The sequence below is a fragment of the Exiguobacterium sp. SRB7LM genome, assembly GCF_015712685.1.
GTDB classification, from domain to species: domain Bacteria; phylum Bacillota; class Bacilli; order Exiguobacteriales; family Exiguobacteriaceae; genus Exiguobacterium; species Exiguobacterium profundum.
The window spans coordinates 369,860-393,878 of record NZ_VWVR01000006.1 but is presented as its reverse complement, the minus strand read 5'-3'; the positions used below and the strand labels follow the sequence as shown (position 1 = coordinate 393,878).

The window sequence follows — 24,019 nt, the reverse complement described above, 5'->3', positions numbered from 1 at the left end:
GGTTATTTTTGTTTTTCGGCCACTCTCAACTTAGCAGAGCGTGAACGACGGTTATCTTCAAGTTCTCCCTCACTCGCCACGATCGGCTTACGCGTGATGAGTTTGAGTTCCGGTTCAAATTCTTTCGGAATGACCGGCAACCCCGGTGGTAATGGTGGATGCTGGCTTCGCTCTTTGAACACTTGTTTACAAATGCGGTCTTCTAACGAATGGAACGTGATGACACAGATGCGTCCATTCAATGCAAGTAAATCAATCGCATCTTGAACGGCGCGGTCGAATACGTTCAACTCGTCATTGACGGCGATTCGAATCGCTTGGAACGTCCGCTTCGCCGGGTGTCCGCCTTTTCGTCTAGCTGGTGCAGGAATCGCTTCTTTAATCAAGTCGACAAGCTCGAATGTCGTCTCAATCGGTTTATCGGCACGGGCTTGCTCAATTTTTCGTGCGATTTGCTTTGAAAACTTTTCCTCCCCGTATGTAAAGAAAATACGAGCAAGTTCTCCGAACGACCATTCGTTCACAACATGATAGGCTGAAAAGTCCCGTGATCGGTCCATTCTCATATCGAGCGGTGCGTCATAGTTGTAACTGAACCCGCGCTCCGCCTCATCTAGCTGTGGCGAAGAAACGCCTAGGTCGAATAGTACACCGTCCACTTTTGTCACACCACGTTGGGCGAGTTCTTCCTTCAAGTGAACGAAATTGCTCTTTATAAACGTCACACGGCCTTCATAAGGAGCCAATCGCTCTTTCGCATGTGCGAGCGCGACGTCATCTTGGTCGAACGCATATAGTTGACCCGTCGTTAGACGCTTTGCGATTTCTTCACTATGACCCGCTCCACCTAACGTACAATCGACATATACCCCATCTGGTTTGATGTTCAATCCCTCAATGGACTCCATTTTTAAAACCGTTTCATGCTCAAACATTCAAAAAACCCTCTCAACCTACATATTTCAACTGTTTTATTACACTTACTTTATCATAAAAATGTCAAGGTCCGTACAGGTTTTTAGTGAAAAGAGGAAACAAAAAGGTAACAACGAAAAAAAGCTCTCGACAAATGTCAAGAGCTCTCAAAAAAAAGATTATACATAGAACAAACATCGCTCCGCATCAGATTGTTCATAAACCTGTCTCAATCGTTTAAACACGTCTAGTCCGTGACGATTTAATATCGGAACCATCGAGATGATGCGCTCTTGAGGGGCATCCATCGGAAACAGCCGGGTCGACAGATGAATCCGTCGTGCATTCAAGCGATATTGTTCTCGCTTCGATTCAGCACGCATCTCATCCGCCAATCGCTCGAGCACATGTCTCGACTTCGCCTCAAATCGTCTTCCTTGTTTCCCTGCCTCATGACTGACGGCCTCTGTGAGCGTCCGATACGCATATAGTTTTTCTTCAAACGCTTCATCGTCAAATGCATGATCCGGGAGCGGTCGCTTCATATACTGCTCCAATGTCACGCTTTCTTGACGAAGCTTCTTCTCATCATTTCTTGACACGATCAACCCACCAAGACGTGGCAAGAGAAGCGGCATCTTCCATCTCATCTCGTGGAAGAGCGGTCGAAGCTGGAGCCAGTAGGCAATTTCACCGGGACCTGCCACATACCCAAGAGTCGGGAACAAGAAATCCTGCATGAGCGGACGGGAGACCACGTTATTTGAGAAACGTTCCGGATGCGCCTCTATCTCTGTGAGCAGTTCGTCTTCAGTGAAGCGATGTCCTCGCTTTGTCGTGAACACCCCATCGACCTTCGTGAGCAGCTCTCGTGTCCCATCGTGATAAAACAGATGGGCCGCGTCTCTGTTCAAGTCGACCGATGGCATCCCTTCTTCATACGCATGACCGAGCGCTTCATGGAGCTTGTCATGATGCTCGATGAGACTTCGGAACATCGGTCGTTCGAGAGCCCGTACGTCTTTCGCGTGCGGGTCAAACAATAAAAAGTCAGATCCGACGAATCGCCGCATCATGCCACCGAAAAAGTGAGCGAACGAACAACTCACTTGAATGAGGTCAATCAGCTCATGATACAAATGTGAAGTATACGGTGTCTCTGTTTCGTTCAGTAGAAGACGTTGCGCCATTTGAACAAGTTCGAGCTTTACCCGTTCGAACTCTAAGTCCCCTATCGATGCTTTTCCTGCAAGCGGTAACGATGACAAGGCATCTTTTTTCAACGTCCTCGAAAACGCCTGTGTCGTGAAGACATGGTTGATTTCAGCAAAGTCATGATCTTCCGTCGCCATCCAGAAGACAGGAAGGACCGGTTTCCCCAATTTCGCTTCAGCCTGTTTCGCCCGTTTGATGACCGCTAACAGTTTGTATACGGCAAACAAAGGTCCTCCATATACGCCGACCTGTTGCCCCGTCACCATCACGTACGCTTTTCGCTGAGCGAGTAACTCCAGATTCGCTTCCAACTCTTCCGAAAGTTCCCCGAACTGTTCTTGTTGTCCCTTGATTATCTCGACGAGCTCCGACAGATGCTCATAGGTGCGCCCTGAGACCTCCTCGGCACGTTTTTCGATTTCATCCATCCCTCGATAATCGAGCCAGCGACCATATTCATGATCGATTTGAATCATCGGTGATGTGGATGCATATAGAGCATCAAATGCTTCTACCTTCACGTATAACAACTTCCTTTCAATCAATCAACGAATCATGCCTTGGGCTACACCGATCGCGAATAAAATGGCGTGGGTCGGAACAAGTAGCAAGAAGAGTAACCGCCAACCATGGACGAACATCTTCGTGAACAACACTTCCTCATAACGAATCCGCTGCCAAATCGCGTTGATCGGGAAAATCGCACAGCAGGCTGCGAGCAATAACAGCAACATATCCGTCCCGACGATGGCCTCAAGTAAAATACTGCAAGCGTAAAACCAAAGGATGACCCCGGCATCGCATGCGAGTTTGAATGAGTTGATTGATTTCGGCATAATTTTTCTAAGTATCATATACACCATAAACCATAAGATGAGTGGAAATGAAACGATATACACTAACACGATGCGCTCGCTCCTAGAATCAGTTTATGTAATAGCGGAATGACAGTGAGAGAAATCTGCATCTGTTCGGCTTTTTCAATCACCGGTTTCAAAATCGCATCCACCTCTGTCGGCCGACCTTCTTCAAGATCGCGCAGCATCGAGGAGCGATTCTGTGCGGTACGTTCGATAATCGTCTCGATGTAGGAAAATGAGACTTGCTGCGCAAACAAAGGCACCAACTCATCGTAAATCGATTGTGCGATTTCACGATATGGTGAGCCGGCGAGGGCTCCATTCGGGACCCGGCATAATGCCGTGATGGGATTGATGATGGCATTAGCAAACAATTTTTCAATGACGACTTGTTCAATATCTTCTTCCCACACGATGTGAAGTGGGCTCTCTTGAAATGATAGAGGATGGAGCCCCGACGTACTTCCAATTCGAATCCGTCCGAGTCCACGATGCTCAACCTCATGACCACGCTTCGTCACACCATGCTCGACGATACCTAAATGAAACCCTCGACGTTTCGCATATTCCAGATGGGCAATCCCATTCGAACAAATAAAGACGGGCACCTTACCCGAGAGTCGGGCCGTCGCTTCCTCGACTTGATGGGCTTTCGTCGTGACAAAAAAAAGATCCTCGTCCGTTTCCTGAAGCGTCTGACTTGACCGTAACGACACACGTGCCGTCCCTTCCGTCACGCCGGTCCGTGTGATGAAAAGTGGATCAGATGACCCGATCCTTCCGTAGAGCGTCACGTCGTAATCGTCTGCGAGCACAGATGCCAACAATAATCCGACCGCTCCGTTTCCGATGATACCAATTCGTTTGATGGAGTTCATCATGGCCCTCCTCCTATTCGAACTATTTTCGCACAAAAAGTTTACCACATCTTTTCACCATGACCCAAAAATGACAAACAAAAAAGGAGTAACCTGAGAACAGGTCACTCCTTCAAGCATTATTTGCTTGTTACTTCTTTACCGTTGTAATGTCCGCAAGATTTGCAAACACGGTGTGAAAGTTTCATTTCGCCACAGTTCGGGCACTCGTTCATACCAGGTACGTTGAGTTTGAAGTGAGTACGACGAAGACGTTTGCGAGTTTTCGACGTTCTACGGAATGGTACTGCCATCGTTGTCCACCTCCTTGATAAGTTAACCTTCCTCGTTCTCTTTTTTCGAGAACAGGTCGGCTAGTCCCGCGAAACGCGGGTCAATTTTTGGTTGGGCTTCGGGCTGTTCGTCAGTGAGCGTCCAGCCTTCTCCTTCAACCTGAGTTTTGTCTGTTTCGTTCCCATAAACTTGCATCGGGACGTCTAACATGATGAGCTCTTTTACAATCGGTACAAGACTGATTGTATTTCCTTCTGGCAAATTCACGTCATCGAATTGCTCCGTATAACGCCCATTCTCCAAAAAGAAAGGCTCGAGCGATTCAATATCGAATTCATAAGTGACATCTTCTAACGTTCGCGCATCTGGCAACGTCAGGTCACCTTGAATCTTCAGATTGAATGTAACTTGATTAGATGTGAACGATGCATCCCCGTGCACATGCACCGGGCGAATCGAACGGATATCCGGATGGAGCTGAGTCAGCTCTGGTAGTTCTACCATCTCATCGATTGTAAAACCGTCACCCTGGTTTCGGAGCTTAAGTAGCTGTGCAATAGACCATTTCATCCGAATCACCTCAATTGCAACAATATGAATTATAGATAGGCCAACTTGTTTTGTCAATGTTTTTTCTTTACACTAAAATCAGTTGACGACGGCGCTTTGCCAAAGCGTACTTACTCATCTTACACCAATCCATACGACAATGCAAAGGAGTAAATCATGCAAAAGACGGCCATTATTGCAGAGTACAACCCGTTTCACAACGGGCATTATTATCAAGCGCAAACTGCACGTCACGAAACCGGAGCTGATGTCATGATTGCCATCATGAGTGCCCAGTTCACTCAACGGGGCGAACCCGCCTCGTTCGACAAGTGGAAACGGGCTAAGGCTGCCGTCGAGAGCGGTGCGATCGATCTTGTCATCGAGCTACCGACCCAATACGGGGTCCAACGCGCCGACCGTTTCGCTAAAGCCTCCGTCTCGATTGCTGAACAGCTCCGTTGCCAGACGCTATCGTTCGGGAGTGAGAGCGGGGATATAGATGCAATTCTCCATGCAGCCCGTTCACATGTCGAAGAGACGTCACGTTACAAAGAAGCGCTTCAAGAAGCATTACATGAAGGACACTCGTCCGCTCAAGCTTCGAGTCGAGCTTTCCGGACCGTTTATCCCTCATTTGATTTGACGCGACCAAACAACATTTTGGGCTATCATTACGCCAAAGCAGCAAAGACGATTCAGTTACATACAGTCAAACGGCTCGGGGCTGATTATCATGATCCTTCATTAATGGACGTCATGTCGGCAACGGGTATTCGGGCTCATTACCTAGACACCGGTGAAGTTCGTGCCGTTCCGGCATCGACTGAAGCGATGTTTCGGACACAACCGATGACACATTGGGAACACTATTGGCCCGTCTTACAATTCAAACTGAGAACCTTGCCACTCCACACATTGACGGAGCTCGTAGGAATTGATGCTTCTCTCGCACCTCGTCTTAAGCAGGCGGGAGTCGAGCCTTCATTCGAACGTGCACTTGCTGTCGTGTCGACACGTCGCTACACGCGTACCGCCATTCAGCGGGCGTTCGTCGCCGTACTGCTTCACTGGTTAAAAGTCGAGGCACCGACACGCTTTGATGAAGTCCCTTACGTGAGACCGCTCGCCTTCAACGATCTCGGACGACATGCGTTACGAGATGTGAAGGAAGACGTGCCATTCGTCAGTAAGTTCGATGCCCGGCTCGATTTCGAAGCTCGTGTCACCGAAGCATATCGACTCCCGCTTCAAGATGATGCATTGATCGAGCACCGGCAACGCCCTCAGTTCATCTCTTCTAAATAACGAATCGCATCCTCGACCGTCTTGACAGGGACGACTTCAATGTCACTGTTTAGGCGGTCTCGTGATTCCAGTGCCTCTTCATAATTTGAACCGGCCGGCACAAAGAAGACTTCCGCTCTCTCCTCGTCGGCGGCGACAATTTTTTGCCATGCACCTCCGATAGGTCCGACATTCCCTTCCTCATCGACCGTTCCGGTTCCGGCAATCCGTTTTCCATTTGCCAAGTCACCTGGCGTCAATTGATCATAAATTTCTAACGTGAACATCAATCCTGCAGATGGACCGCCGACATTCGTCAAAGCGACATCGACTTCAGGATCAGCCGTGATTTCTTGAACAGGAAGTGGCTCATAGATTCCAATTCCGACACGATCCCCGCTTTGATCGATCGGCTGAATGAGCGTTTGCACGACACGTTCTTCGCCGTCTCGTTCAATCGTCAACTCCACTTCATCGCCCGCCTCAAATTCCGATATGCGATTCAAAAAGTCGACGCGAGTGGCAAAGGACATCCCATCGATGGCCGTGATGACATCACCCGGTTTCAACACATTGGCCGCAAGGGACCCAGGAATCGGAGCAGATACATAAATCCCCTCGAAATCGACCGTCACGTCTTGATCTGCTAATTGATAGGCGTATTGAATGGCTGCTTGTTGAGAAGAGTCCATCAATAATTGTTGGCGACGTTCATAGTCTGCCTCACTCTCCCCATCGTATAAATAGCGACTGGATAAATTCGCTTCCGTGAACGGGGTCACCCAACTTTCCACTAACCAAAACGGAGTCGCACGGCGTTGGGAGATTGTCACCATCATCAGTTCCCCATCCTCTTTTTCGCCACCTTGGACGGTCAGGAACTCTTCAATTGAGGTCGCCGCTCCGGGTGAAGAGATGTAGTAAGGAAGTGGGACGAACAGGAAGAGAAGCACTGTAACGAGTAGACCGAGACCGATTTTTAACGATTTCATTGTCCCGAACTCACTTGATACTTTTTACGTAAGGCAATTTCAACCTGTTCCGGTACGAGTTCACTGACCGATGCACCATATTTCGCCACTTCTTTGACAATCGACGAGCTGAGGAACGAATATTGACTATTCGTCATCATGAACAACGTCTCGACGTTCTCATTCAACTTTTTATTAATTGATGCGATTTGAAGCTCGTATTCGAAATCTGAGACTGCACGGAGCCCACGGACGATCGTCGCCGCTTCCCGCTCTGCGGCATACTCGACAAGCAATCCCCCGAACGCGTCAGCCGACACGTTTGGCAGATGTGTCGTCACATCTCGAATCAGTCCAAGTCTTTCCTCCACATCAAATAATGGGGCTTTGCTTGAATTTTCAAGGACAGCCACGATGACTTCGTCAAAAATGGCCGCCGCTCGTTCAATAATATCTAGATGTCCGTTTGTGATTGGGTCAAAGCTACCCGGACAAATCGCAATCCGTTTCATCGTGTCACTCCTCCGATGCGTACTCATAGAAACTGATGGTGATGACATCTGAGTATCGCTGTTCTTTAATTCGTTCAAATCGTCCCACCCGCTCCGGTAATGTCACGTCACTACCGTGTTCACAGACGACTACGCCGATATCAATCAACAAATCTGATTCATCGATCAGCTGTAAGAACGCCACGTGTTCTTCCGCATGATAAGGAGGATCCATAAAGATGAGCTTGAATTGTTCCTGTTGAACCTTGAGCTGTTCGAGTACCGCCTTGGCGTCTTGACGATATACTCTCCCTTTTACTTCATAATGGGTCGCTCGCAAGTTCTCTTGAATCGTTTGGACGGCTTTCGGTTGACGATCGACAAAAATAGCTTCGTCACAACCTCGTGATAACGCCTCGATCCCGAGCCCACCACTGCCCGCGTAAAGGTCTAGTGCTTTCCCGCCTGAAAAATAAGGTCCGATAATGTTGAATAACGATTCCTTCACTTTATCGGTCGTCGGCCGTGTCGCCGTTCCTGGGACCGCTTTTAAACGGGTCCCTTTTCGTTCTCCAGATATGACACGCATGTCTTTCCCTCCAGCAGAAAAGATGAAGGTGATGCCACCTTCATCTTTTTGTTTATTTCGATTTTGTCTCGTACGTTTCGGAAATGAATGGGCGTTCGCTTCGAACGACCGCTTCCACAAACGGCAATGCTTTCACTTGTTCGAGTACGTCTTCATGACCTTCGAGGTCAGTATAAAGAAACGCATACTTCTCTCGTTTTGAGACAAAGTAAAGATTCGCATAACGTCTTAACGCTTTCACTTGTTTCAAGGAATTCACGTAAACAACGAAGCCAATCCGTTCATTCAACTTAGACGGCGCATCCACAACTTCCGCCTCCTCCGCAGCTACCTCCACCAGAACATCCACCTTCATCAAAGAATGGATTGCCGGTCGGGACCTTGATTTTAGGAGAGACTGAATGAGCTAAGAGTTCACTCACTTCCCCTAACAACTTATCCAAGCTTCGTTCCGCTTTTTTGAACGCAGCGATTTCCGGCTGAACATCGAGACGACGTTTGATGAGATGCATCTCTTTTTTGATGCGGTCGTGGTCCGGATGATGCTTTCCGAATCGCTGGACATACTCATAGTCCTCTTTCATCTTCAAGAACTCACGCTCGATTTCCTTTGCTTCTTGTGATGCGAGACGTGCCGCTTTCGTTTGAATATATGTTTGAAACGATTCGCTTGCTTCAATCAAATCGGTCAATTCTTCTGTTTGATCGAGCAGGGCAATCGTCTGTTCAGTGATTATCATACCCCTCACCCTTTCTGCCATGATTTTACCACAATTGTTTCCCTATGTAAGCAATCCACACTATAATTGAAGTTGACCGCAAGGCGTTCCATGTAGAAAGGAAGTGAACAGACGCAACCTATGCGTCTACGTATGAAAAAAGTTTCTTTTAATATGATCCGATCGGCCGGGATCAAGACGGATTATGCGAAACCCGAATATTATTTCGATCAGCTCGATAAGGTTCGCGCTGCCGACCTCGTCCTGTTCCCTGAGTATTGGATGGTCAATTCCATCATCTACGGGATGAATAAAGCAATCTTCCCATCACCTGCGACTTATCACCTCGGGCACGACAAGATCGAGATGACGCGCGCCTTTAAGGCGACATATCCGCACCGGATTCCGAAGACATTGATTTATGGAAAGAACCCATACACGATTGAACGCGTGTTGGAAGAGTTCCACTACCCGTTCGTCGCCAAAAAAGCCAAATCCTCAATGGGTCAAGGGGTATGGTTAATCAAAAATGACCAAGACTGGTTAGAATACGTCGAGAATCATGATACGTTCTATGTCCAAGAGTTCATCCCGAATGATCGCGACTTACGCATCATCGTGATTGGAGAAGAGGTCGTCGGTGCCTATTGGCGTGTCAGCGAGGCTTTTTTAAACAATGTCGCTCAAGGGGCTAACTTCTCGTACGAAGACATCCCGGAAGACGTCGTCAAAGAAGTTCAATCGATTGCCAACACGTTATCTATCAATCACGCAGCGTTTGACATCATCGTGACAGAAGAAGGATTTTACATTTTGGAATTCAACGTCTTTTTCGGATCAGAAGGACTGCTACCGCTTGGCGTGAAACTCCCTCAAAAAATCGAGGAATACTTAAATTCACTCGGCTGATTAATCGTTCATCTTTTTTTCACAATTTGAACACACGTTATTCCAAGAACGTTTTTGAATATGGTATGATGACATATGAGGTTTATTCGAAAAGGGGGATTATGATGAAATTTGAGCAGTTCCACATCGAGGGAAAAGAAATCCGTTTTGGTTTGCTCGAGACGATCATGGATCATCATCATTTCATCCGTGAAGGTGCTTGGGATTACGAGCGTGCCACGTATGACATGAAATATGAGAAACAATCGACTGGCGAAACATTCTATCTTCGCTTACCTGTATACGCGATCGAAGGTCAAATCGAAGATCGTCACGCTGTTGTCAAAATGCTTACACCGATTTTAGGAAAGCATTATTATCCACACGGTGTTGAATACGATGAAGTCTTCCCAGAAGAAATCGTCCGCGACTGTGAGCGCCGTCTAAAAGCACTCGCAGAAACATTAGAAGTCAAACCCCTTGCATAAGCGAAGGGGTTTGTTTTTTTGACTAGATCGGAGGCTCCCGACCTTGAATCACTCGATTTATTTTGAAAGAAAGGGCAACATCTTATACTCTGGGGCGTCACGCATCCAATTAGAAGTGCTTCCTCTGCCTGATTCAATCAATGAATTAGAACAAATGATTTGTTCTGAATCCATCCAGACTCTTTATCTCTCAACTTATCAAATACATGATCGAAATATATTAGATCCTCAATCAATCAGCGATATTCGATCTCAATGGAACGAGTCATACAAATCTCATATCGTCCTTTCAAATGAAGCAGACCTAGATGACTTTCAAGATGGGTATTGCTTCTTTGCAGAACTTTTTCATGACCCACTTAAGAATAAAATTCTAATCTTGTATCAAGCTCACTAAAAAGTACGAATGAAAACAAAGCCCACCGAAGCAGATTCGCTTCCGTGGGCTTTAATCAGTTAGTCGCAATGACGGTCAACGTCACATCGACTTGACCGAGCAATAAATCGAATTGGTCTCGAACATAGCGATACAATCGCTCTGCCTCGACGAGTGATAATGGTGCAATGATTTGATAATCATAGTGGTCTTTCGAGCGAGAGACGACTTTCACTTCTTTCAAGCCGAATTCAATCGCGCTACACGCGATCAAATCTTCAATCGCCCGTTCCGCAATCGTCACGTCTCCGTATGAATAGTCATTCCCAATCACAGCCATCGTATCGTTCATGGTGATCACTCCTTTTCATTCGCGAGCACTTTAACGTCCTCCATGATAGATTCGATATCGACCGGTTCATCCCCTGCCGTTGCCATCTGCGCGACAGCCCGGACATCATGATGGCGGTCGATGACGTACATCGTCGTCGCATGCGTCACGAGTCCGCTGTTCGCCTTCGAATAATAGAACTGTAGCTGGCGCGTGATCCGATCGATGTCTACCTGGTCTCCCGTCAACATCTTCCATCCGGTCGGCTCCGCTTGGAAAGCTTCACCGTAATTCTTCAGAACGGGCACGGTATCCACATCCGGGTCAACCGTGATCGCAACGAGTTCTACGTCCGATCCGTATAAGTTCTCTTTTTTCAATTCTTTTTCGAGCTTCATGAAATCACGTAACGTGAGCGGACAAATATCTGGACAGTTCGTATAGAAGAACGTCACGATCTTCACTTTCCCGTTATCGGAATCATAGGTCTCTTCATTTAATGCGTTCGTTAATGTGAACGGGGTTGGCTCTTGAATGACGGGTAGGTCGTCTTGATTGAAGAAAACAAAATACACGGCTACTCCGATGACGACAAGCGTCAAGACGGTCAAACCGACCGTCAAATAGCTATTCCGTTTCATACAGCTCTCCCTCTCTATGGATCATCCTCCGATTATCGCGCGGAATACGTTCGTCGTTTCACCCGGGTCATATGCCACATAGAGAAGAATGTAAACCGTCACACCCGTAATGGCCGTGAAGAACCAGACGACTGACGCTTTCGGTCCGATTTTCCGGTGCTTCTCGATCTTGTTTTTATATCCAAGATAGAGCGTAATCAATCCGAGGATACCACCTGTTGTCGCGAGAAGAATATGGAAAATCATAAAACCAAGATAGAACGGCTTCACTGAATCCGGTCCTCCGAATGCCGTGTTGCCGACAAAAATGGTACGTGAGACGTAAAGAATGAAGAACGTCGTCGCTGCAATCGCGGCGGCCGTCATCACCTTTTTATGTTTTTCGATGTTGCTGCGGTCTTTTGCGATAATCACCCATCCGATGGCGACAAGAATCGCACTGATGACGATGAATGACACACTAATTAAGGCAAGATAGTTCATCAATGTTTCCCCTTTATTATGTTCTGTTTAATTTTTTTCATTTGTTTCTTGCGGAGTGAATGACATGCCTTCATCAAGAGCAAGCGACTTCGTCCGACGCACCCAGCCGAAGAACGTCCAGCCGAAGAAGAAGCCGTACACAATCTCTTGACCGAGTTTCATGAGAACCCCACCGAAACGTTGATCTTCGAGCGCACTGTTCGTCGCTCCCATCAACGCCTCTAAATCAATTCCGGAAACGTCACCGTTCGGGAGACAGTAGCCAAGGACTGTCGCAAACGTCTGCGGGTCCGTGTACGCATTATAGAGCGTCGTTTGACTAAAGATGATGAGCGCACAGGCAGGCGTCAATAAGACCCCGTTGGCGATAATGTACACCATTCGTTTCAAATCGGACATACCTTCCTCTTCGTCTGAGACGAGTGGAACGATGACCGGATACCACATCGTCAAACTAAAGACGACAAGGGCACCGTGGAAAATACGGTGAACGCCATAATTCGTCAAGACGTAGTCAAATACGACCGGCATATGGTAAATCGAGAACAATGCGTTGAATAAAATGAGCGCAATCAGTGGCTTCGTCAAAAACTTGAACGTCGGCCCAATCCATTTGAAGCTAAGTATTTTTTCGAACACCCAGTACGGTAGACCGTAAACGACGAGTGCCGGTGCCAAAATATAGACGAGCACCATTTGGAACATATGCACCGATAAAATGATATGTGCCATGACATCGATTGGACTTCCAAAACCGATGTAATACAAAACAATCGCAAACAACATACTAAACTTTTGTAACAACGTGGTCGAGGCATATCCTCGCTTCGCCATTCTCTCTGTCACGACGGCGTATAACACATAAATCCCGACCATGAGCAATCCGAACAGCGGACTCCATAACGTGAGCCAATCAAATTGATTGAGCAGCTCCGACGTATTCCAGAGCATCCGTTCACCCCTTTTCTTTCTCTCCCTAACCTTTGAAACCGTTCACTTCAAGATTACTATTCATTCATTTTTGAAGTAAAGGAAAAAGGACCGAATCATCCGTGTTTCCACAGATGTTCAATCCTTTGTCACAATTACCAAATGAGTAAGCGGAGTGCAGCGACCGTGATGATGGCGACAAAGATGCCTAGCCACATCATGCCAACGATCCACGTGTTCCCACGGTTATTCATATGCATGAAGATATATAACTGTAGGAAGACTTGGATGACCGCCAAGATGATTAAGAAACCACCTGCTGCCCACACTGGCATCAATTCCGCATAGACGGCGCCGAATGCCACGAATGTGAGTAAAATCATCATCGCGAAACTGATCAATTGAAGCTGATACTCACGTTTCGACTCTGCTTTTACTTCAAGCTCTAACTGCTTGTGAGATTCGTTCATTACTCGTTTTTCCATATTAGTTCACCATCCCTAAGAGGTAGACGATTGAGAAGATGAAGACCCAAACAACGTCGATAAAGTGCCAATATAGACTCGATACATAGAACTTTGGTGCATTGTATACATCGATCGGACGGTTCCAGTTACGAATCAAGAGTGTCGTAATCCAAAGGAGACCGAACGTTACGTGCGCGCCGTGGAAACCAACTAACGTATAGAAGGCTGAACCGAATGCGCTCGATGTGAACGTGTGACCGATGTGGTAGTAGTGAATGAACTCGTAAATCTCAGCACCAAGGAAGCCGGCACCAAGAAGGAGCGTGACAATCAACCAAAGCTTCATACGCCCTGGATTGTTTGCTTTCATGTTCATCATCGCAAGGACACTTGTAAGTGAACTTGTGAGGAGGAGCATCGTCATGATGAAGACGAGCTCCATTTCGAAAATGTTATACGAACGTAATTCCTCTGGAGCACCAGAGTTCAAGAGACCAACGTATGTTCCAAAGAGCGAGGCGAAGAGGACTGTCTCTCCACCAAGGAAGAACCAGAAGGCCACATATTTATTTTTCCCTTCCAGTGTTGCTTTCTCTGGATTGGCCGGGATACCGGTCACTGGGTGTTTTTCAACTGCATGTGCCATTTATTGTTCTCCTTTCTCACGAATCGCTTTCAAGTCTGCTTCGACTTGTGACTTCGGAATGTAGTAGCCGTGATCGTCAATCCAAGAACGTAGGAACATCGAGACGAACGTCATCGCTAATCCAAATCCAATCAATGACCAACCGACGACCGTGTTATCCATCTGGAAGATGGCACCGAGTCCTGCGATAAAGAGGCCGAGTGACATGAAGAACGGAATGAGCGAGTTGTTCGGCATGTGGATGTCCGAAACTTCTTCAGCGACTGACACGCGTTTGTTGCCAGCCATTTTCTCGAGCCAGAACGTATCAAGTCCTTTGACGAGTGGTGTTTGTGCAAAGTTGTACTCTGGAGTCGGAACAGGAAGTGTCCACTCAAGCGTACGTCCATCTCCCCAGTGGTCTGGTTTGACGCGGTCTTTCGACAAGAAGGCTTTCACAACAGCGACGAGCAAGACAATCGTTGACACACCCATGAAGAATGCACCGATTGTCGAGAGCATGTTGAGTGTATCCCAACCTTGACCATCGAGGTATGTGAAGACTCGACGTGGCATACCGAACAATCCGAGGAAGTGTTGCGGGAAGAACGTCAAGTGGAACCCGATAAAGAACAACCAGAACTGCCAGTATCCAAGCTTTTCAGAAAGGGCTTTTCCGAACATGAGTGGGAACCAGTAGTAAAGTCCTGCGAAGAGACCGTATACAACCCCACCTACGATTACGTAGTGGAAGTGAGCGACAACGAAGTAGCTGTCGTGGTACTGATAGTCAGCCGGTGCGACTGAAAGCATAACCCCTGTCATCCCACCAACGAGGAATGAAGGAATGAACGCGACTGAGTAAAGCATGGCCACGTTGAATTTAATTTGACCGCCCCACAGTGTGAAGAGCCAGTTAAAGATTTTAACACCAGTTGGTACGGCAATCGCCATCGTTGCAACAGCGAAGATCGAGTTGGCAACTGGACCAAGACCGACTGTGAACATGTGGTGAACCCAAACCATGAATCCAAGGAAACCGATGAGCATTGTCGCAAAGACCATCGTCGTGTAACCAAAGAGGCGTTTACGCGCAAATGTCGGAATGATTTCCGAGAAAATACCGAATGCCGGTAAGATCAAGATGTATACTTCCGGGTGACCGAAGATCCAGAAAAGGTGTTCCCAGATGACAACGTTCCCGCCAAGTGCCGGGTCAAAATAAGCAGCTCCGAAGAGTCGCTCGAACATCAACATGAACAATCCGACCGTAAGTGGTGGGAATGCGAAGACGATCAATGCCGATGCAACGAAAGTCGTCCATGTGAAGAGTGGCATACGCATGAGTTTCATTCCTGGCGCACGCATGTTCAAGATGGTGACGAGGAAGTTAATCCCGGCCATCAATGAACCGAAACCTGAAATCTGAAGACCGAGAGCGTAGAAGTCTACCCCTGTTGCTTCTGGTTGTGTTGAAAGTGGCGCGTAAGCTGTCCACCCTGCGTTTGGTGCTGCTCCGAAGAACCAGCTCAAGTTAAGCATGACTCCACCGAAGAAGAACAACCAAAAACCTAATGAGTTAATGAATGGGAACGCAACGTCGCGTGCCCCGATTTGAAGTGGTACGACGGCGTTCATGAAACCGAATAACATCGGCATGGCCGCAAGGAAGATCATCGTCGTTCCGTGCATCGTAATCAACTGGTTAAACGTCTCACCGCTGACGAAGTCGTTCATTGGTTTGACGAGTTGCCAACGAATCAGTAATGCTTCAATTCCACCGAGAAGGAGGAAGAAGATTCCTGAGAACAAATACAAAATACCGATTTTTTTGTGGTCAACCGTCGTAATCCAATCCATGATGCCATTGTATTTACGCGATTGCTGCATTGCAGTGGTCTGTGCCACGTGAAATCCCCCTTTTCCCGTTAGTCAATCTTCTGCTCATACAAGAAGTCAACGAGTGCATCTAATTCTTCGTTGCTGATTTGACCTTCATTGAATCCTGGCATAAGAGCCCCTTGTTTTTTCTCTTGCGGGTCACGGATCCACTCTTTCAAGTTGTCCTCGTTGTTTTCGAGGTAACCAGCGAGCCATTCACGATCACCGAAGTTCGTTAAACTTGGTGCCACTTTACCGCCGCCGTGACAGCTCAAGCAGCTTTCGACATACACTTGCTCACCTGTAGTCAAGTTTGTGTTGTCTGCGACGAGTTTCTCACCGTTCTCGTCTTGCTTGGCTTTCATGTCAGCGAGCCATTGATCATATTCTTCTTGCTCGAGCGCGATGACTTTAAAGTCCATAAGGGCATGTGACGGACCGCAAAGCTCAGCACATTTCCCGTAGTAAGTACCTGGTTCATTTGCATGTAACCACATTTCGTTATCAAGTCCTGGGTTCGTATCTGTCTTACCAGATAAAGCCGGTACCCAGAATGAGTGAATGACATCTTTAGACGTCAAGTTGATGCCGACTCGTTTTCCGACTGGAATGACGAGCTCTTGCCCTGTCACAACACCTGCTTCTGGATATTCAAATTCCCACCAGTACAAGTTAGCTGTAACGTTGATTTCTTCTTCTTTTTTCGCTTCTTTCGCTTTCGCGAGTTCGACAGTCGTCGTGATTGTCGGAACAGCGAGAATGATGAGAAGGATAATCGGAACGACTGTCCAAATCATCTCGAGTGTACTGCTACCTTCAACTTGCTTCGGAATCGATTCATCTTTCCGACGGAACTTCATGAGCACGTACACGTAAATGACCGATACGATGATGAGTACGAAGAGCATGATCGCCAAACTGATGAGAATGATGCGGAGCTGAAGCTCAGCTCCTTCTCCCATCGGCTTCAATGCAGACAATCCCTCTTGACCGCAACCTGATAACAGGACTGCGAACATCATCATCGGGACGATGCCAAACAGAAGCTTCTTAAATGATTTCACAACAATCCCCACTTTCTCCCAAAATGATGTGTAATGGTTTTCTATATAGTGAGTGCGATCACCAGAGTGCTGTCAAAATCAGCGCGATAATCCACACGACTAAATAAATTAATGAATAGAAGAACATTTTGTTTGCCCACTTGATTTCATCCTCGGCGTTGAATCCTTTCAACCCGAGATACAACCAGTAGCCCCCTAAACCGGCTGCGACTGTCAAGTAAGTAAGACCGTAATGCATAAATAAGAGCGATGCCGGAATCAGCGTCGCAATCCACCAGATGATTTGCCGTTTCGTGATGGCAAATCCGTTCACGACCGGAAGCATCGGAATGCCTGCCGCTCGATACTCTTCCGTCCGTCGCATGGCGAGCGCCAGGAAGTGTGGTGGTTGCCATAAGAACATGACAAGAAACATAAGCCACGCATCAATATGAAGTGCCGGATCTAGTGCTGCCCAACCGATGAGCGGTGGAACAGCTCCCGAAATACTACCGACGACTGTATTGAGCGTACTCGTACGCTTCAGCCACATCGTATAAATCACGACATAAAAAAATGCCCCGATTAAACCGAATACTGCGGCGACGTACGATACAAGGAGCAATAGTAGTGTTCCGATTGCAAGTTGTGTCAATCCAAGGAGTAAAATCTTCTCCCCTGAAATCTTGCCGGTTACACTCGGTCGATTGTCCGTACGATCCATTAAGTAATCGATATCTCGGTCCACAAAGTTGTTTAGGTAACAACTCCCCGAAATCACGAGTGCGCTTCCTAACATCGTTAATAAGAGCTGTGGCCAAACTTCAAACAAGTAAAGGACTGGCGTATCGCTCTGGTACGTCGCTGCCACGAAGAATCCTGCAAACACCAACAACAGGTTGGCGCGAACGATTCCCATTTTCGCTAAGGCGACGTAATCTCGGAATGACGTTGATTCTGTATACTCTACATCTACCGTCATCCCTGGGTTGACTTTTGTCATACTGACCCCCCCACATAATCACGAAATCCTCGCATTCTCTTCACAGAAAAAACACAATATGAACAAAATACACTTAACTCTCTACAAAGATACCATATTTTTTTATAAAATACGCCCTTTATGCTTGTAAAATAGCGAGTTTTTTGTGTCAATAGTGTGATATTTGTCACACCTCATGTGCTTTACTAATATTAGAATAACGTTTTTGATAACGATTGCAAGCTTTTCCATTTCGTTTTTTGAACAGAAAGCCGTATAATAAGTATGGCGAAAAAAATATAAATAAACAAGGTACATTTTTTAACGGATTTCGATTAGAAGCAGGTGGTATTGCATGCATAAAAAACTCGCGTTTTTCTCAGGGTTTGTCACCCTTGGGATGATGCTTGTCCTCATCATGGGTGGAACCGTGACGAAGACGGATTCAGGAGATGGTTGTGGGACGGACTGGCCACTCTGTCATGGAAAATTAATCCCAACCAATCCTAGTGTTGAAACGATGATTGAATACAGTCACCGGGTAGTCTCCGGTATTGAAGGTCTTCTCATCATTGCGCTCGCCATTTGGACGTTCATCGCGGTCAAACATCGGGTCGATGTGAAAATCTTTGCGTTTCTCGCATTTATCTTTATGCTCATCCAATCAATCATTGGAGCGGGCGCGGTCATTTGGCAACAGTCGGATGCCATCCTGGCCCTTCATTTTGGAATTTCTCTCGTGTCGTTCGCATCGTTACTCATTTTGACGATTCTGTTATTCGAAGGTGAACGGGAACATCAAGTCGTATCGAGACGATTACGATCTCATCTTTACGGTCTTTCAATTTATACGATGATCGTCGTATACACAGGAGCCTACGTCCGTCACCTCGGTGCTACATACGCTTGTGTCGGTTGGCCGATTTGTGAGCAGAACGTCTGGACGTTCGAGTCGTATGTGCAGATGGGACATCGCATCATGGCGGGTATTCTCGTTTTGTACACGTTGTATGTACTCTATCTTGCCCGAAAAGAAATGAACCGATTGATTGAGCGCGGTATGTTGGCGTCTCTTTTCTTCATCCTACTTCAAGTCGGTACAGGAGCTTGGATCGTTCTTGGTGGACACGCGACTTACGTTCCGCTCCTTCACGCATTCTTGATCACGTGCTACTTCGGTATCCTGTCATACCTCTCTTATCACGCGTATCGGTCGACAGCGCGACAAGACGGGGCACAATTGAAAAACATGAACGGATAACCAAACTAAAAAGCGCCGCGGCGCTTTTTAGTTTACAATGCTTTAAATCGTTCGAGGGCACGCTCTCTCGCTTTTTTATGATCGACGAGTGGCATGGCATAGTTGTCTCGCTCTGATGGGTCCGGAAAGTGAATCGATTTATCTGTCATATGTTTCAGCTCCGGCACATACTTCCGGATGAACGTCCCATCAGGGTCAAATCGCTCGGATTGCGTCGTCGGATTGAAAATACGGAAATACGGAACAGCGTCCGTCCCGACAGAGGCCGCCCATTGCCATCCCCCGATATTTGACGCTGCCTCATAATCGATCAGCTTTTGCTCGAAATACCGTTCCCCTTTTCGCCAATCGAGAAGGAGATGTTTCGATAGGAAAGATGCGACAATCATGCGTAGGCGGTTGTGCATCCACCCGGTCTCGTTCAACTGACGCATCGCCGCGTCGACGATTGGATACCCGGTCTCCCCGTTACACCACTTTTCGAACTGCTCTTCATTGTCCTCCCATTCAATCGACTTGTATTTATCATTGAACGGTTGATCTTTCAATCCGTGGAACTTTGCCATGACCATGTAATAAAATTCGCGCCACAACAGCTCATCGTAATACGTGTCGCGTCCTTTTGATCGTCTCGCCGACAACACTTGTTCGGTGATGGTGCGAATCGACAACACACCTGTTCGTAAATAAGGCGATAGTCGACTCGTCCCGGCGATGCTCGGAATATCACGCTTCTCGTCATAATCGACCATGCGATCATTGACGAAGCGGGTCAATCGTTTCTTCGCTTCCATTTCCCCTAGCCCTTTCCATTCACGATTACATCGTTTGAATAGATCTTTCAGTTCACTCGGTTGTTCATTCTTTGAACGGATGTACTGAGATAAACGATCGACATCAACCTCATACGGTGCGGGCGGCTGTTCGGCATACGCCGCTTTTTTGAACGGGGTGAACACTTTATAGGGATCGCCACTTTTTGTTCGGAACGTATCCGGATGAAATAGGTGACGATCTAGGAGTCGCACAACTTTTACTTCATCACCAAGTGCTTCAATCACACGGTCATCCCGCTGTTTGAACGGTTCCACGTACTCCGCATTAAAATAGAACACATCCATCTCCCCGAGCTGTTTCACGAACGCATCCTCCGTCTCTGCGACAAGGACGCGAAGCCCTAACCCTTTCGCTTCTAAATCATCCATGAACGTTCGCATCGTCGAGAAGAAATAGTCATGCCGTACCTCGAACGGGTCACAGTATTTCGGATTCAACCAAAAGACGAAATCCAGGTCATCGCCTTCCTCTATATCTTTCAATACACGGTGTAACATATGATTATCGGTCAGTCTAAAATCCGAACGAAACCAACATACTCGTTTCATCATCACCACTCCCATCTACAAAAAAAGAAGCATAGCGCACTATGCTTCTTTTGATTATACAAATTCAATCAACAAGTCGTCACTTTGTATTGTGTCGCCTTCTTTAATGTGGATGGCTTTAATCTCGCCATCTTGTGCCGCTTGAATTGTCGTTTCCATTTTCATCGCTTCTGTGACGAGCAACTGCTCCCCACGGTGAACGCGACTTCCTGGTTCGACCAATACTTTCAAGACAGACCCCGGCATCGATGCACCGACTTGTTTGGCGTTCGAACGATCGACTTTCGGACGGCTTGTCGTTGCCGATTTGACATTGACATCTTTAATCTCGATTTCACGTGGTACCCCGTTCATCTCATACGAGACGAGACGGATGCCATCTTCATTCGCTGCACTCACTTGTACGAGCTTGATGATTAACGTTTTTCCTGTCTCGATTTCAACTTGGATTGTCTCCCCGACGTTTAATCCGTAGAAGAACGTCAACGTATCGAGCACCGATACGTCCCCGTATGTCGTTGTATGTTTGATATAGTCTTCGTACACTTTCGGATAAAGCGCATGAGCAAGAAGTTCAAAGTCCGTCACCGGTCGCTCGAACTTTTCAAACAGTTCTTGACGTGCCGATTCAAAGTCATACGGTTTGATCAACTTACCAGGACGAACGTTTAATGGCTCCTCCCCTTTCAAGATGACTTGTTGTACATCTTTCGGGAATCCACCTGGAGGCGTCCCCAATTCACCACGCATCATTTCGACGACCGAGTCCGGGAAGTCCAACTGGTGTCCGCGCGTCATCACATCTTCTTCCGTCAAGTTATGCTGGACCATGAAGAGCGCCATATCACCGACAACTTTAGATGACGGCGTCACCTTGACAATGTCCCCAAACAACATGTTCACTCGGGCATACATCGCCTTCACTTCGCCCCAACGGTCTCCAAGCCCGACCGCTTTCGCTTGCTGTTGGAGGTTTGAATATTGTCCACCTGGCATCTCGTGCTCATACACGGATGGGTGCGGGGCACGCATATCACTTTCAAACGGTTCATAGTTATGACGCACGTCTTGCCAGTAGTCACTGATGATCTCATATTGTTTCGGGTCGACCTTCGGCTGACGTTCGTGGTGGTTGAGCGCGTAGACCAAACTTCCACCTGAAGGCTGTGACGTCATCCCTGACATCGAGCTCGCAGCAACGTCAACGATATCGACACCGGCATCTGTCGCACGAGCATAGGTGAAGATCCCGTTACCGGAAGCATCATGTGTATGCAAGTGGATTGGTAAGTCCACGGCGTCTTTCAATGCCGATACGAGTGCATAGGCCGATTCCGGCTTCAATAAACCGGCCATATCTTTGATTGCCAAGATATGCGCACCACTCGCCTCAAGTTTCTTCGCGAGGTCGATATAATACGGAAGGTGGTACTTCGGACGGTTGCCATCGTACAAGTCTCCCGTATAACAGATGGCCGCCTCTGCCACTTTCCCAGTTGGAAGTGTCGCATCGATTGCCAATTGAATCGATTCCAAGTTGTTGAGACTGTCAAAGATTCGGAACACGTCGACTCCGGCATATGCCGCTTCGTGTACGAATTTCTCAATGACGTTGTCTGCATAGTTTTTGTAACCGACCGCATTCGCACCGCGTAGCAACATTTGAATCAAGACGTTCGGCATCTTCTCACGAAGCTTCATGAGACGTACCCATGGGTCTTCGGATAAGAAGCGGTAGGCGACGTCGAACGTCGCTCCACCCCATGCCTCGACCGAGAACAATTCTGGCATGAGTTTGCTTGTCGGTTCGGCGATGTTCAAAATGTCCTGTGTCCGCATGCGCGTCGCGAGCAACGATTGATGCGCATCTCGCATCGTCGTATCTGTCAACAACAGTTCCGGTTGACGTTTGATCCAATCGGCGAGGCCGTCCGGTCCAAGCTCTGTAAGAATTTGTTTCGTCCCTGGCTTCGCTTCTGCTGGGAGGTCATGTGGGATTCGCACCGAACGGCTAATCGGCTTGTCTTTCAGACCGACACCCGGGAATCCATTCACTGTCACGTCCCCGATATAGTTCAACAGTTTCGTCCCACGGTCTTTTCGTTTCGGGAAGACGAACAGTTCTGGCGTCTCATCGATGAATGACGTGTTGTAATCTCCATTGATAAAGTTCGGATGTTTCATGACGTTAATCAAGAACGGAATGTTCGTCTTGATTCCGCGAATCCGGAACTCGTTCAAGTTTCGAACCATCTTCGAGGCCGCTTGTTCGAATGTCATGCCGTGCGTGGACAGTTTCACGAGAAGTGAATCGTAGTACGGTGAAATCTCTGCACCGACATACGCATTCCCACCGTCAAGACGGACACCAAAGCCGCCTGGAGAACGGTAAGCCATGATTTTCCCAGTATCCGGCATGAAGTTGTTGCCTGGGTCTTCAGACGTAACACGTGATTGAATCGCATAACCGAGAAGTTTAATCTCTTCCTGTTTCGGCATTTGAATCATATCGCCGTGGAGCGACTCACCTTGCGCGATCATCAATTGCGTTTGAACGATGTCAAAGCCCGTCACCATCTCTGTGATCGTATGTTCCACTTGAATGCGCGGGTTGACTTCGATGAAGTAGAACGACTCATCCTCTGTCACCAAGAACTCGACTGTACCGGCGTTGACGTATCCGACGTGACGCATGAGTTGGACCGCCGCATCACAAATCGCTTGGCGCGATGCATCAGACAATGTCACACACGGCGCCACTTCGACAACTTTTTGGTGACGGCGCTGAACCGAACAGTCACGCTCGAATAAGTGAACGATGTGACCGTGCTCATCCCCAAGAATTTGCACCTCGATGTGTTTCGGACGTTCGACGAGTTTTTCTATGTACACTTCGTCAGAACCGAACGCCTGCTTTGCTTCTGACTTTGCACGTTCAATCAAATCTTTCATTTCCGCTTCTGTTCGAATGACACGCATTCCGCGTCCTCCGCCACCCATCGAAGCTTTGACCATGAGCGGGAATCCGTGCTCGTTCGCAAATGCTTCAGCATCTTCATATGATGTGAGGGGTCCATCCGAACCCGGGATGACAGGAAGACCCGCAGCAATCGCACTCTGACGTGCTCGTACTTTATCCCCGAACGCATGTAAATGTGACTCATGCGGTCCGACAAAGATGATGCCCTCTTCACGGCAACGTCGTGCGAGTTCAATGTTCTCTGAAAGGAAACCATACCCTGGGTGAATCGCATCACTGTCTGACTCCTTAGCGATTCGAATCACGTCTTCGATATCGAGGTACGCATCGATCGGTTTTTTGTCTACACCGATCAAGTAGGCTTCATCAGCTTTAAAGCGATGTAAGGAGCCGCTATCTTCTTGCGAATAGACAGCTACCGTTCGAATGCCTAACTCTGTCGCCGCGCGAAATACGCGAATGGCAATTTCCCCACGGTTTGCAACAAGTAACTTTTTAATTGGTTTCAAAT

26 protein-coding genes are annotated in these 24,019 nt (G+C 47.5%); 4 read left to right on the top strand and 22 right to left on the bottom strand.

Features of this window, described 5'->3' with window-relative positions:
- Window positions 1-2: 2 nt before the first annotated feature.
- The 6 genes from rsmH to F3H97_RS02790 all read right to left on the bottom strand — a co-directional run bounded on the left by rsmH (window position 3) and on the right by F3H97_RS02790 (window position 4,711).
- Entirely contained in the window at window positions 3-935 is a 933-nt protein-coding gene (gene rsmH / locus F3H97_RS02815; RefSeq protein WP_078146645.1) for a 16S rRNA (cytosine(1402)-N(4))-methyltransferase RsmH, read from the bottom strand.
- 159 nt (window positions 936-1,094) lie between these two features.
- A complete protein-coding gene (bshC, locus tag F3H97_RS02810) occupies window positions 1,095-2,651 on the bottom strand; it encodes a bacillithiol biosynthesis cysteine-adding enzyme BshC (RefSeq protein ID WP_196430500.1) in 1,557 nt (518 codons plus the stop codon).
- A gap of 24 nt (window positions 2,652-2,675) precedes the next feature.
- Complete coding sequence (locus F3H97_RS02805) at window positions 2,676-3,035, bottom strand: DUF3397 domain-containing protein (RefSeq protein ID WP_015881302.1); 360 nt, start codon at window positions 3,033-3,035, stop codon at window positions 2,676-2,678.
- Window positions 3,029-3,868 (bottom strand): ketopantoate reductase family protein, encoded by an 840-nt coding sequence (locus tag F3H97_RS02800; RefSeq protein WP_230872796.1) that lies wholly within the window; start codon window positions 3,866-3,868, stop codon window positions 3,029-3,031. The genes F3H97_RS02805 and F3H97_RS02800 overlap by 7 nt, the downstream gene beginning before the upstream one ends.
- Window positions 3,869-3,987: 119 nt before the next feature.
- Complete coding sequence (gene rpmF, locus F3H97_RS02795; RefSeq protein ID WP_015881300.1) at window positions 3,988-4,161, bottom strand: 50S ribosomal protein L32; 174 nt, start codon at window positions 4,159-4,161, stop codon at window positions 3,988-3,990.
- A 22-nt stretch (window positions 4,162-4,183) separates the two neighbouring features.
- Window positions 4,184-4,711 (bottom strand): YceD family protein, encoded by a 528-nt coding sequence (locus F3H97_RS02790; protein ID WP_015881299.1) that lies wholly within the window; start codon window positions 4,709-4,711, stop codon window positions 4,184-4,186.
- A gap of 156 nt (window positions 4,712-4,867) precedes the next feature.
- Between F3H97_RS02790 and F3H97_RS02785 the strand changes: the two genes are divergently transcribed.
- Complete coding sequence (locus tag F3H97_RS02785; protein ID WP_196430498.1) at window positions 4,868-5,998, top strand: tRNA(Met) cytidine acetate ligase; 1,131 nt, start codon at window positions 4,868-4,870, stop codon at window positions 5,996-5,998.
- Here the strand turns inward: F3H97_RS02785 and F3H97_RS02780 are convergent.
- The 5 genes from F3H97_RS02780 to F3H97_RS02760 are packed head-to-tail and all read right to left on the bottom strand — an operon-like array spanning window position 5,977 to window position 8,768.
- Window positions 5,977-6,969, bottom strand: coding sequence for a SepM family pheromone-processing serine protease (locus tag F3H97_RS02780; RefSeq protein WP_196430497.1), 993 nt, complete (start codon window positions 6,967-6,969; stop codon window positions 5,977-5,979). The genes F3H97_RS02785 and F3H97_RS02780 overlap by 22 nt on opposite strands.
- Window positions 6,966-7,460 carry a pantetheine-phosphate adenylyltransferase gene (gene coaD, locus F3H97_RS02775; protein WP_015881296.1) on the bottom strand — a complete coding sequence of 165 codons (495 nt, stop codon included), beginning with the start codon at window positions 7,458-7,460 and terminating at the stop codon, window positions 6,966-6,968. Before coaD ends, F3H97_RS02780 begins: the two co-directional genes overlap by 4 nt.
- A gap of 4 nt (window positions 7,461-7,464) precedes the next feature.
- Window positions 7,465-8,028 (bottom strand): 16S rRNA (guanine(966)-N(2))-methyltransferase RsmD, encoded by a 564-nt coding sequence (rsmD, locus tag F3H97_RS02770; protein WP_074037347.1) that lies wholly within the window; start codon window positions 8,026-8,028, stop codon window positions 7,465-7,467.
- A 52-nt stretch (window positions 8,029-8,080) separates the two neighbouring features.
- Entirely contained in the window at window positions 8,081-8,335 is a 255-nt protein-coding gene (locus F3H97_RS02765; protein ID WP_321284300.1) for a YlbG family protein, read from the bottom strand.
- The gene (locus F3H97_RS02760) at window positions 8,319-8,768 is read right to left on the bottom strand and encodes a YlbF/YmcA family competence regulator (protein ID WP_015881293.1); all 450 of its coding nucleotides are present in this window, start codon (window positions 8,766-8,768) and stop codon (window positions 8,319-8,321) included. The genes F3H97_RS02765 and F3H97_RS02760 overlap by 17 nt, the downstream gene beginning before the upstream one ends.
- Before the next feature lie 153 nt (window positions 8,769-8,921).
- Here F3H97_RS02760 and F3H97_RS02755 point away from each other — a divergent pair, with 153 nt between their 5' ends.
- Window positions 8,922-9,656: an ATP-grasp domain-containing protein gene (locus F3H97_RS02755; protein ID WP_230872795.1), complete on the top strand. Its 735-nt coding sequence runs from the start codon at window positions 8,922-8,924 to the stop codon at window positions 9,654-9,656.
- Between the two features lie 104 nt (window positions 9,657-9,760).
- Window positions 9,761-10,123, top strand: coding sequence for a YugN family protein (locus F3H97_RS02750; protein WP_015881291.1), 363 nt, complete (start codon window positions 9,761-9,763; stop codon window positions 10,121-10,123).
- Window positions 10,124-10,575: 452 nt separating this feature from the next.
- On the opposite strand, the gene F3H97_RS02745 is transcribed toward F3H97_RS02750, so the two are convergent.
- The 9 genes from F3H97_RS02745 to cyoE form a co-directional block, all read right to left on the bottom strand.
- A complete protein-coding gene (locus tag F3H97_RS02745; protein ID WP_015881289.1) occupies window positions 10,576-10,851 on the bottom strand; it encodes a hypothetical protein in 276 nt (91 codons plus the stop codon).
- 5 nt (window positions 10,852-10,856) lie between these two features.
- The gene (locus F3H97_RS02740) at window positions 10,857-11,471 is read right to left on the bottom strand and encodes an SCO family protein (RefSeq protein WP_031421547.1); all 615 of its coding nucleotides are present in this window, start codon (window positions 11,469-11,471) and stop codon (window positions 10,857-10,859) included.
- A gap of 21 nt (window positions 11,472-11,492) precedes the next feature.
- The gene (locus F3H97_RS02735; RefSeq protein ID WP_015881287.1) at window positions 11,493-11,954 is read right to left on the bottom strand and encodes a DUF420 domain-containing protein; all 462 of its coding nucleotides are present in this window, start codon (window positions 11,952-11,954) and stop codon (window positions 11,493-11,495) included.
- 27 nt (window positions 11,955-11,981) lie between these two features.
- Window positions 11,982-12,905: a cytochrome c oxidase assembly protein gene (locus F3H97_RS02730; protein ID WP_196430495.1), complete on the bottom strand. Its 924-nt coding sequence runs from the start codon at window positions 12,903-12,905 to the stop codon at window positions 11,982-11,984.
- A 134-nt stretch (window positions 12,906-13,039) separates the two neighbouring features.
- Window positions 13,040-13,369, bottom strand: a complete 330-nt coding sequence (locus tag F3H97_RS02725; RefSeq protein ID WP_031421543.1) for a cytochrome C oxidase subunit IV family protein — start codon at window positions 13,367-13,369, stop codon at window positions 13,040-13,042.
- Window position 13,370: 1 nt separating this feature from the next.
- On the bottom strand, window positions 13,371-13,997 hold the full coding sequence (locus F3H97_RS02720; protein WP_015881284.1) for a cytochrome (ubi)quinol oxidase subunit III: 627 nt from the start codon (window positions 13,995-13,997) through the stop codon (window positions 13,371-13,373).
- Window positions 13,998-15,866, bottom strand: a complete 1,869-nt coding sequence (gene ctaD / locus F3H97_RS02715) for a cytochrome c oxidase subunit I (protein ID WP_031421541.1) — start codon at window positions 15,864-15,866, stop codon at window positions 13,998-14,000.
- Between the two features lie 38 nt (window positions 15,867-15,904).
- On the bottom strand, window positions 15,905-16,882 hold the full coding sequence (gene coxB, locus F3H97_RS02710) for a cytochrome c oxidase subunit II (protein WP_041918164.1): 978 nt from the start codon (window positions 16,880-16,882) through the stop codon (window positions 15,905-15,907).
- A 97-nt stretch (window positions 16,883-16,979) separates the two neighbouring features.
- Window positions 16,980-17,903, bottom strand: a complete 924-nt coding sequence (gene cyoE, locus F3H97_RS02705) for a heme o synthase (protein WP_196430494.1) — start codon at window positions 17,901-17,903, stop codon at window positions 16,980-16,982.
- Window positions 17,904-18,237: 334 nt separating this feature from the next.
- Here cyoE and F3H97_RS02700 point away from each other — a divergent pair, with 334 nt between their 5' ends.
- Window positions 18,238-19,143, top strand: coding sequence for a COX15/CtaA family protein (locus F3H97_RS02700; protein WP_196430493.1), 906 nt, complete (start codon window positions 18,238-18,240; stop codon window positions 19,141-19,143).
- A gap of 32 nt (window positions 19,144-19,175) precedes the next feature.
- Here F3H97_RS02700 and F3H97_RS02695 read toward each other — a convergent pair whose 3' ends face one another.
- Window positions 19,176-20,528: a cryptochrome/photolyase family protein gene (locus F3H97_RS02695; RefSeq protein ID WP_196430492.1), complete on the bottom strand. Its 1,353-nt coding sequence runs from the start codon at window positions 20,526-20,528 to the stop codon at window positions 19,176-19,178.
- A gap of 54 nt (window positions 20,529-20,582) precedes the next feature.
- On the bottom strand, window positions 20,583-24,017 hold the full coding sequence (locus tag F3H97_RS02690) for a pyruvate carboxylase (protein ID WP_196430491.1): 3,435 nt from the start codon (window positions 24,015-24,017) through the stop codon (window positions 20,583-20,585).
- Window positions 24,018-24,019 lie beyond the last annotated feature (2 nt).

Coding starts and splice junctions, on each gene's coding strand:
- rsmH (WP_078146645.1), bottom strand. CDS start 935: ATGTTTGAGCATGAAACGGTTTTAAAAATGGAGTCCATTGAGGGATTG.
- F3H97_RS02800 (WP_230872796.1), bottom strand. CDS start 3,868: ATGAACTCCATCAAACGAATTGGTATCATCGGAAACGGAGCGGTCGGA.
- rpmF (WP_015881300.1), bottom strand. CDS start 4,161: ATGGCAGTACCATTCCGTAGAACGTCGAAAACTCGCAAACGTCTTCGT.
- F3H97_RS02790 (WP_015881299.1), bottom strand. CDS start 4,711: ATGAAATGGTCTATTGCACAGCTACTTAAGCTCCGAAACCAGGGTGAC.
- F3H97_RS02785 (WP_196430498.1), top strand. CDS start 4,868: ATGCAAAAGACGGCCATTATTGCAGAGTACAACCCGTTTCACAACGGG.
- F3H97_RS02780 (WP_196430497.1), bottom strand. CDS start 6,969: ATGAAATCGTTAAAAATCGGTCTCGGTCTACTCGTTACAGTGCTTCTC.
- coaD (WP_015881296.1), bottom strand. CDS start 7,460: ATGAAACGGATTGCGATTTGTCCGGGTAGCTTTGACCCAATCACAAAC.
- rsmD (WP_074037347.1), bottom strand. CDS start 8,028: ATGCGTGTCATATCTGGAGAACGAAAAGGGACCCGTTTAAAAGCGGTC.
- F3H97_RS02760 (WP_015881293.1), bottom strand. CDS start 8,768: ATGATAATCACTGAACAGACGATTGCCCTGCTCGATCAAACAGAAGAA.
- F3H97_RS02755 (WP_230872795.1), top strand. CDS start 8,922: ATGATCCGATCGGCCGGGATCAAGACGGATTATGCGAAACCCGAATAT.
- F3H97_RS02750 (WP_015881291.1), top strand. CDS start 9,761: ATGAAATTTGAGCAGTTCCACATCGAGGGAAAAGAAATCCGTTTTGGT.
- F3H97_RS02745 (WP_015881289.1), bottom strand. CDS start 10,851: ATGAACGATACGATGGCTGTGATTGGGAATGACTATTCATACGGAGAC.
- F3H97_RS02740 (WP_031421547.1), bottom strand. CDS start 11,471: ATGAAACGGAATAGCTATTTGACGGTCGGTTTGACCGTCTTGACGCTT.
- F3H97_RS02735 (WP_015881287.1), bottom strand. CDS start 11,954: ATGAACTATCTTGCCTTAATTAGTGTGTCATTCATCGTCATCAGTGCG.
- F3H97_RS02730 (WP_196430495.1), bottom strand. CDS start 12,905: ATGCTCTGGAATACGTCGGAGCTGCTCAATCAATTTGATTGGCTCACG.
- F3H97_RS02725 (WP_031421543.1), bottom strand. CDS start 13,369: ATGGAAAAACGAGTAATGAACGAATCTCACAAGCAGTTAGAGCTTGAA.
- F3H97_RS02720 (WP_015881284.1), bottom strand. CDS start 13,997: ATGGCACATGCAGTTGAAAAACACCCAGTGACCGGTATCCCGGCCAAT.
- ctaD (WP_031421541.1), bottom strand. CDS start 15,866: ATGCAGCAATCGCGTAAATACAATGGCATCATGGATTGGATTACGACG.
- coxB (WP_041918164.1), bottom strand. CDS start 16,882: ATGATGATGTTCGCAGTCCTGTTATCAGGTTGCGGTCAAGAGGGATTG.
- cyoE (WP_196430494.1), bottom strand. CDS start 17,903: ATGACAAAAGTCAACCCAGGGATGACGGTAGATGTAGAGTATACAGAA.
- F3H97_RS02700 (WP_196430493.1), top strand. CDS start 18,238: ATGCATAAAAAACTCGCGTTTTTCTCAGGGTTTGTCACCCTTGGGATG.
- F3H97_RS02695 (WP_196430492.1), bottom strand. CDS start 20,528: ATGAAACGAGTATGTTGGTTTCGTTCGGATTTTAGACTGACCGATAAT.